Source organism: Pseudomonas agronomica (assembly GCF_025917275.1).
Taxonomy (GTDB): domain Bacteria; phylum Pseudomonadota; class Gammaproteobacteria; order Pseudomonadales; family Pseudomonadaceae; genus Aquipseudomonas; species Aquipseudomonas agronomica.
The window spans coordinates 1-7,331 of the sequence record NZ_JAOSHO010000254.1 but is presented as its reverse complement, the minus strand read 5'-3'; the positions used below and the strand labels follow the sequence as shown (position 1 = coordinate 7,331).

Annotated in this window: 8 protein-coding genes; 1 reads left to right on the top strand and 7 read right to left on the bottom strand. The window is 60.4% G+C overall.

Annotation, left to right across the window (positions count from 1 at the left end):
- Positions 1-46: 46 nt before the first annotated feature.
- The gene (locus OC610_RS17380; RefSeq protein ID WP_264429344.1) at positions 47-970 is read right to left on the bottom strand and encodes a LysR family transcriptional regulator; all 924 of its coding nucleotides are present in this window, start codon (positions 968-970) and stop codon (positions 47-49) included.
- Between the two features lie 125 nt (positions 971-1,095).
- On the opposite strand from OC610_RS17380, the gene OC610_RS17375 reads away from it, so the two are divergent.
- Positions 1,096-1,842, top strand: coding sequence for a 3-oxoacyl-ACP reductase family protein (locus tag OC610_RS17375; RefSeq protein ID WP_264429342.1), 747 nt, complete (start codon positions 1,096-1,098; stop codon positions 1,840-1,842).
- Between the two features lie 69 nt (positions 1,843-1,911).
- Here OC610_RS17375 and OC610_RS17370 read toward each other — a convergent pair whose 3' ends face one another.
- The 6 genes from OC610_RS17370 to OC610_RS17345 form a co-directional block, all read right to left on the bottom strand.
- Positions 1,912-2,607: an HAD-IA family hydrolase gene (locus tag OC610_RS17370; protein ID WP_264429340.1), complete on the bottom strand. Its 696-nt coding sequence runs from the start codon at positions 2,605-2,607 to the stop codon at positions 1,912-1,914.
- 247 nt (positions 2,608-2,854) lie between these two features.
- Positions 2,855-3,247 carry a hypothetical protein gene (locus tag OC610_RS17365; RefSeq protein WP_264429339.1) on the bottom strand — a complete coding sequence of 131 codons (393 nt, stop codon included), beginning with the start codon at positions 3,245-3,247 and terminating at the stop codon, positions 2,855-2,857.
- 88 nt (positions 3,248-3,335) lie between these two features.
- Complete coding sequence (locus OC610_RS17360) at positions 3,336-3,539, bottom strand: hypothetical protein (protein WP_030137787.1); 204 nt, start codon at positions 3,537-3,539, stop codon at positions 3,336-3,338.
- A gap of 39 nt (positions 3,540-3,578) precedes the next feature.
- Complete coding sequence (locus OC610_RS17355; RefSeq protein ID WP_264429338.1) at positions 3,579-3,752, bottom strand: hypothetical protein; 174 nt, start codon at positions 3,750-3,752, stop codon at positions 3,579-3,581.
- A 123-nt stretch (positions 3,753-3,875) separates the two neighbouring features.
- Entirely contained in the window at positions 3,876-4,286 is a 411-nt protein-coding gene (locus tag OC610_RS17350) for a hypothetical protein (RefSeq protein WP_030137786.1), read from the bottom strand.
- Between the two features lie 646 nt (positions 4,287-4,932).
- Positions 4,933-7,122, bottom strand: a complete 2,190-nt coding sequence (locus OC610_RS17345) for a GAF domain-containing hybrid sensor histidine kinase/response regulator (protein ID WP_264429336.1) — start codon at positions 7,120-7,122, stop codon at positions 4,933-4,935.
- Positions 7,123-7,331 lie beyond the last annotated feature (209 nt).

Here is a 7,331-nt window from a genome sequence, read left to right as displayed (position 1 = left end):
GGAGCGAGCCTGCTCGCGAAGGGCCCAACACGATCCAGCGTCCAACTCAAACCGCACTGAACCGCTTGGCCAACCCCAGTTCGGCAAACCGCTCGATGATGAAGTCCACGAACGCCCGGGTCTTGCCTGGCAGCAGTTTGTGTTCGGCGTAATAAATTGAGATGTTGCCGTCATCGACATACCAACCCGGCAGCACGCGTTGCAGCGCGCCGCTGTCCAGGTACGCCACGGCAAACGGCATGCTCACCAGGGCGATGCCCAGCCCTTGGGCTGCAGTGATGCAAGCGGCTTCGGAGTCACTCATTGTCATTTGCGCCTTGAGGGTCAACGGGCTGTGTTCCCGGTTGCGGCTGGTCAGTTGCCATGAACGGACCCGCCCAGTCTGCGGCGAGCGGATCAGAATGCCGTGATGTGGCGCCAGGTCTTGCGGCTCAAAGATGGCGGAGTGACTCTGCAGATACGCTTGGGATGCAACCAACACGCGATGAGCCACTGTCAACTTGCGCGCCACCACGCCTTGGGGCAGTTCGAAACCGCCGCCAATGGCCGCGTCGAAGCCCTGGCCGATCAGGTCCACCTGGCGATTATCGAAATGCCAGTCCGGGTTGATTGCCGGGTATCGTCCCAGGAATTCCCCTAGCAACGGCACGACAAACAAACGCCCGAACGCCGTGCCCATGCTCACTTTCAGCGTGCCGGCTGGCTGCCCACCAGCGCTGGCAAGGTTGGCAACGGCGTTCTGGATCGTATTGAAACTACTGCCCACTTCTCGCAAGAACAATTGCCCGGCCTCGGTCAAGGTCAGGCTGCGGGTGCTGCGCTGGAACAATCGCACGCCCAGGCGTGCCTCAAGCTTGGCCACGCTCTTGCCCACCGCTGCGGGTGTCAGGCTCAGGCGTCGCGCAGCCTCGGCGAAGCTGCCGACTTCCGCGCTGCGAACAAAACATTCGATACTACTGAAACTCTCCATGGCGCCCACTATAAACTTTTGGTTTACACAGACTATATCAACGAAGGTCTACCCAGCCGATAGCCTAGTCTTGATACTCGCCCCATCAACCGCGGCATCTCGCCCCGGCACCTTTGGAGAAATACATGAGTACTCAAGCACTGAACGGTAAAGTCGCCTTGATCCAAGGCGGTTCCCGCGGCATCGGCGCCGCCATCGTCAAACGCCTCGCCGCAGAAGGCGCCGCAGTAGCGTTCACCTACGTCAGCTCAGCAGCAAAATCCCAAGAACTGCAGAACAGCATCACCGCAGCCGGTGGCAAGGCCCTGGCAATCAAGGCAGACAGCGCCGACGCCGACGCCGTCCGTAACGCCGTCGCCGCCACCGTCGAGGCTTTTGGCCGGTTGGACATCCTGGTCAACAATGCTGGCGTGCTGGCCATGGGGCCACTGGAAGAATTCAAACTCGAAGATTTCGACCAGACCCTGGCGATCAACGTGCGCAGCGTGTTCGTTGCCACCCAGGCCGCCGCGCAGCACATGACCAAGGGCGGTCGGGTCATCAACATCGGCAGCACCAACGCCGACCGCATGCCCTTCGCCGGCGGCGCCGCGTACGCCATGAGTAAATCTGCGCTGGTGGGCCTGACCAAAGGCCTGGCCCGTGACCTCGGCCCGCGCGGCATCACTGTCAACAACGTGCAGCCCGGCCCGGTGGACACCGACATGAACCCGGCCGACAGCGACTTCGCCTCCAGCCTGATGGACCTCATGGCAGTCGGTCGTTACGGCACGGTGGAAGAAATTGCCAGCTTCGTCGCTTATCTGGCAGGCCCGGAAGCGGCGTACATCACCGGGGCCAGCCTGACCATCGACGGTGGTTTCGGCGCCTGACTTCAACTCATAAAAAAGCCGGTCATGGCTGAGCCCTGACCGGCTTTTTTTATTATGTCGTAGCGGTTGTCACGCCCACTCCAATTCCGGCAAACCACACAGGCTTGGCTGGAACATCCTCAAGGAGCGGATGATCCCGTCGGCGTGGGCGTATTTTTCGTCCGCCATGGCCGAATCCGGAATGGCAATGGCGGTCATGCCGGCGGCTTTCGCGGCGGTCACACCGAACGGGGAATCCTCGAATACCAGACAGTCGCGCGGCTCGACACCCAGGCGCCGGGCGGCGGTGAGGAAGATATCCGGCGCCGGTTTCGCTGCGCCGACTTCAGGATCATCCGCCGTCACGATGCAGTCGAACAGCGCGAACCAGTCCCGGTGCAACGTGGTTTTCAACGCGAAGGTCGGGCTCGACGAACTGGTGCCCACCGCAATCGGAATATTGTGGGCCTTCAGGTGCCGCACCAATTCCTCGGCGCCAGGCATCCCCAGCGCGTGGGGAAAACGCTCACGCATCAGGGGTTCGCGAATGATCAGGAATTCTTGAGGGGTGATCGGCAAGTCCAGCGCCTGGACAACATAGTTGGCCAGGTCAGTGGCGCCACGCCCGATGATGTTCTGCTTGACGCTCCAGTCGAACGTGCGCCCGTAGCGCTCAGCGATAATGGAGGTCACCTCGGTGTAGATGCCCTCGGTATCGAGCAACAAGCCATCCATGTCGAAAATCACAGCCTTGATCGGGCCAAACTTTTTCAGCGGTGCATTCATCGCATCTGATCCGTTATCAACACAACATTCCAGGGATGGCTCAGGTGCGGCCAGCGTAGCGTGTTCGCCTTAAAGGATTCAGCAGAATAGCGAGGGGGGTCAAGCACAGGCAATGGGAAATTTTCGCAATGGATGGCGAGGAGCTGGCCGCCGCTTGACCGAACGGGAATAGATTGCGCTTGTTCGACGCGGTTCGCCCGGACGGGAGCCAACTGACTCGCCACGAGAAATAGACGGAGGGTTGTTGCTAACTGCCTGAGCCGCCGGAACCACCTGAACCGGAGCCCGATCCACCACCGCTGGACCCACCGCTGCCACCGCTGCCACCGCTGCCACTGGTACCGGTTCCGCCTCCGCTGGAAGAGCCGCCGCCCATTGAACTGCCACCGCTGGTCGAACCGCTTCCGGTGCCGGGGCTGGTGCTGCTGCCGTTGGCATCGCCGCCATTGCCCCCACCCACCGAACCGGGCGGCAGCGCATTGCCACTGGCATCGGTGGTGGAACCGGCGTCCATCTGGGTCGACGGCGGCATGCCTCCCTTGTCGACCGGCGCGCTGTCCGAGGATTGTGCGAAAGCCGCCCCCGCACTGGCCGAAAGAATCCCGGCCAGCGCCAGGGCCGTCACGTTTGTCTTCATCATGGTAAGTCTCCTTTTCAAGATAACTACCTGATGTCTGGCAACCATGGCGCGTCGATGGTGCCGAAAAATCGACGGACGGAAATAACGATCAGCTTGGCTTGCCGGACGCATCGTCGCCGGCGATATCCGGGTCGTCCGGCGTCGCCTCGACGTCCTGGTCGTCGCTTGGCACTTGCTCGACGCCGCTGTCGTCATCGGGTGGCCGCTGATCGCGACTCAGCGAATCGGTGGGCGAAGGCAGCGGGTATTCCGGGGTTTCATCGTCGTCGGGGACAGGCGAATCAGCTGACATGATGGCCTCCTGGTGATGCCGTTTCAGGGACACGCGCGATTACTCGTAGGAATCGTCCTCAAGCGCCGCGTCTTCATCTTCGATCAAGGGAACCTGAGCGTCGTCCATCAACGACCCGGGGTCTTCATTGCCCGGGTCGTTAACGCCCGGATCGTTGATGAAGGGCACGCCCGAGGGACCTTTTTCTTCCTTGCCTTCGGTTTCCGGCGTCATGGCATACCTCGCAATCGCAAGTGGGTGTATGGATTCGAGGGGATGGAGCGGCAAACGTTCCGGGGAAACGCCCAATAAGAACAAACCCGGCACAAGGCCGGGTTTGTTCATGCTTGCATGTGCTTAGCGATGTTTTCTTTTGTGCTTATGCTTCTTGCCGCCCGAGTGCCCATCACCATCATTGGATAGATTGCTACCCAAGGCACCACCTGCCGCCCCGCCAATACCCGCACCAATGGTGGAGCCAGTCGAACCGCCCAGGCGGTTGCCAACAATCGAACCACCGGCCGAACCCAACCCGCCACCAATGGCAGCTTCCGTACGGCTGCCCTTGCGAGCGCCCACCGCGCTGCCGGCTGCGCCACCCACTCCGGCGCCAATCGCGGCACCAGTGCTGCCGCCCATCTGCTGGCCGACCACATTACCCAAGACACCGCCAAGACCACCGCCGACCGCTGCGGTACCGTCGCCAGCGGCCATCGCGCCCTGAGCGACCACAAGCCCAAGCACCAAGGTGGACAAAGTCAAACGCATGATAAAAACCTCAAGAATGCCGCATCGGGAAATAGGGTCGGTGCGCGCGGGCGCGAGTGTACGCCAAACCGCGTCAGCCTTGACGGTTGGACCACAAACGCAACGGTAGTTTTATGACAGGCAAAAAAAAGCCCGCTGGGGAAACGGGCAGGTACTGCTTTCTAACGGATGAGCTCAGGCTACGTGGCCGAGTGTGAAAGAAACGTGAAAGCATTTGTCTGTAGGAAAAAGATTAAAAATATCTACGAAACGCCCTTTTCCAAGATCAAAAAAAGCCCCATTCGGTGACGGGGCTGCGCTTGCATTATTTCCTGACAGGAATCCTGGGTAGGAATTTGGCTCTTTCCCCTCTCTGCACTTTGGGCACTTTCGTCTTGATGGCTTTGATTGGCTCGTCGCCAAAGTCCGATCGATAAGCCGACTGACCACACTGCAAACCTTCGTTGATCGGGTACGCGGCTCCGTTCTCCTCGCTGTACGGTGCTCCCATCGTCTTTCCCCTTTTTTGTCGAGGCCCATACCGGCAACAACCGATTGCCTGAAAATATCGGCCTTCACGATATGAGACTAGCCGGTCATCAACAGACCATTTATTCACAAAAGCGCTGGCCGACGAATGGAACTCACTGTTTCAAAAAGGAAACACTCACTCAGCGCCTAAGATCGTCCGGTTCAATGCCCTGGAAACCTGGTCGGCCGAATAAGGTTTTGACAAAAACTCGAAACCCTCATGCCCGCTGTGGGCGAGCTCCTCGCTGTAGCCGGAAGTCAGCACCACCGGCAGATCCGGGCGGCGCTGGCGCAGTTCCCGGGCCAGGGCGATACCACTGATGCCTGGCATGACCACGTCGGAAAATATTGCGTCGAAGGCCATCGCATCCAAGCCGACCATTTCCAATGCCTCTTCGGCGTTGGTTGCCCAGGCCGTTTCGTAGCCCAGGTCCTGGAGGATCTGGTTGGCAAAACGCCCGACTTCCAGATTGTCTTCCACGACCAATACCCGGCGCTTGCCCTGCTCCAACACCAGAGAGGGGACCTCTTCCTTTACCGGCTCATGCCTTGTCTCATGCTCGACCTCCGGAAGGTACAGCGTGAAGACAGTTCCCTCGCCAACCACGGTCGAAACGTCAACGTTGCCGCCCGATTGCTTGGCAAAGCCAAACACCTGGGACAATCCCAGGCCTGTTCCCTTCCCCACCTCCTTGGTGGTGAAGAATGGCTCGAAGATATGTTCCAGGTTCTGCGGCGAAATACCCGTGCCGGTGTCCTCCAGGGCGATGGCCGCGAAGTGCTGCCCTGCGCCGGCATGGCCGCGGATCGGGGGTATGCCATTCCCGCATTTGAGCCGAAGCCACAGCGTGCCCTGGCCATTCATCGCGTCTCGCGCGTTGAGGGCCATGTTGATCAACGCCGTTTCAAACTGGCTCAAGTCGGCACGGATGTAACAAGGCCGTTCGCCCAACTCGACGATGACCTGGATCCGCGCCCCCGTGACGGTCTGCAGCATGTCGCCCAGGCTCTGCACCTGCTTGCCGACGTCGATGACTTCCGGTTTCAGCGGCTGGCGCCGGGCAAACGCAAGCAACTGGCTGGTCAGCTTGGAAGCCCGTTCCACGGTTTCGGAGACGGCTGTCATATAGCGTTGTCGACGTTCGTCGGACAGGTTGGGCAAGCGCAGGAAGTCCACCGAAGAACGGATGATTGTCAGCAGGTTATTGAAATCGTGGGCCACGCCGCCGGTCAGCTGGCCAATGGCTTCGAGCTTCTGCGATTGGCGCAGCGCGGCTTCGGTCTGTTTGAGCCGTGTGGTGCGCTCCTCGACGCGCTGTTCCAGCGTCGAATTCAGTTCGGCCAGCGCCGCCAAGCCCTCACGCACCGCAGCGTCGGCGCGGGCGCGCTCGATGTGGGCCCAGCATCGCTCCCTGACTTCAATCAGCAAGGCCAGCTCGTTCGAAGTCCAGGTCCTGGGGGTTTTATCGTGGATGGCCATCAGGGCGGTCAGACGTCCATCTTTGATCAACGGAACGCAAATGGTGGCCGCGATACCGATGGACTGGAACGCCGCCGCCTCCTCCGGCGCCAGCTCCGCCAGGTTATCGTTGATCACCAAGGGCTTGCCGGCCCGAAGGTTGTTGACCGCCAGCCGACCGAAATCCGCCAACCGGTAATGCCCAACGATACTGGGCGACCCGGCCCTGGCCCAATCGCCGCGGATCGTGAAGCCGTCCTCATCCTCGTCCATGTCCGCATAGGCGCAGTTGGACAGGTTGAGATGCGCCGCGAGGATCCGCGCAGTGGTCGCCATGATGGCTTGCGGGTCCGTGGCATTCGCCACGGCGCTGCCGATGGCATCGAGCACGGCCAGGCGTTGGGTCATGAGCACCGTGGAAGTGGTCTCGGTAACCGTATCGAGCATGCCCACGACCTTGCCGAACTGATCCCGAATGGGGCTGTAGCAGAACGTGAAATAAGCCGGCTCCGGGCCGCCGCCCCGCTCGATGATCAAGGGGAAATTCTCGATATAAGTCGCTTGCCCTTCGAAAGCCGCCTGTACGATTGGACCGATATCGCTCCAGACCTCCCGCCAGACCTCATTGAATGGCCGCCCCAACGCCTCGGGCTTGCTTCCGAGAATGGGCAGGAACGCATCGTTGTACAACGTGATCAAGTCCGGCCCCCACACGATCGCCTGGGGAAAATGCGAGGCCATGCTCAGCGCCACCGTCGTCTTCAGCACATCGGGCCATTGCTCAGGCAGCCCCAGCGGCGTGCCTTCCCAATCATGGCGTCGCACCCGTTCAGCCATTTCTCCATAGCTCTGGAGCCAATCTGTCATGCGTTCGATCCTTCTCAGCCGCCAAAAACAATGGAGGGGGAACGCTTGTGACCTCAAGCCAACGCGTATTATCCCGAGCTTAGTTGGAATTCGCGATCGGGTTTGGGGGAAGTGCCAGGCCGACTATGAGCAGCAATGGCACCAGCGGGCGGAAGGACTGCGGCAACTTCCTATATGTGATTGGGAACAGCCATGATGTAGCTGAAGTC

Coding starts and splice junctions, on each gene's coding strand:
- OC610_RS17370 (WP_264429340.1), bottom strand. CDS start 2,607: ATGAATGCACCGCTGAAAAAGTTTGGCCCGATCAAGGCTGTGATTTTC.
- OC610_RS17365 (WP_264429339.1), bottom strand. CDS start 3,247: ATGATGAAGACAAACGTGACGGCCCTGGCGCTGGCCGGGATTCTTTCG.
- OC610_RS17375 (WP_264429342.1), top strand. CDS start 1,096: ATGAGTACTCAAGCACTGAACGGTAAAGTCGCCTTGATCCAAGGCGGT.
- OC610_RS17355 (WP_264429338.1), bottom strand. CDS start 3,752: ATGACGCCGGAAACCGAAGGCAAGGAAGAAAAAGGTCCCTCGGGCGTG.
- OC610_RS17360 (WP_030137787.1), bottom strand. CDS start 3,539: ATGTCAGCTGATTCGCCTGTCCCCGACGACGATGAAACCCCGGAATAC.
- OC610_RS17350 (WP_030137786.1), bottom strand. CDS start 4,286: ATGCGTTTGACTTTGTCCACCTTGGTGCTTGGGCTTGTGGTCGCTCAG.
- OC610_RS17380 (WP_264429344.1), bottom strand. CDS start 970: ATGGAGAGTTTCAGTAGTATCGAATGTTTTGTTCGCAGCGCGGAAGTC.
- OC610_RS17345 (WP_264429336.1), bottom strand. CDS start 7,122: ATGACAGATTGGCTCCAGAGCTATGGAGAAATGGCTGAACGGGTGCGA.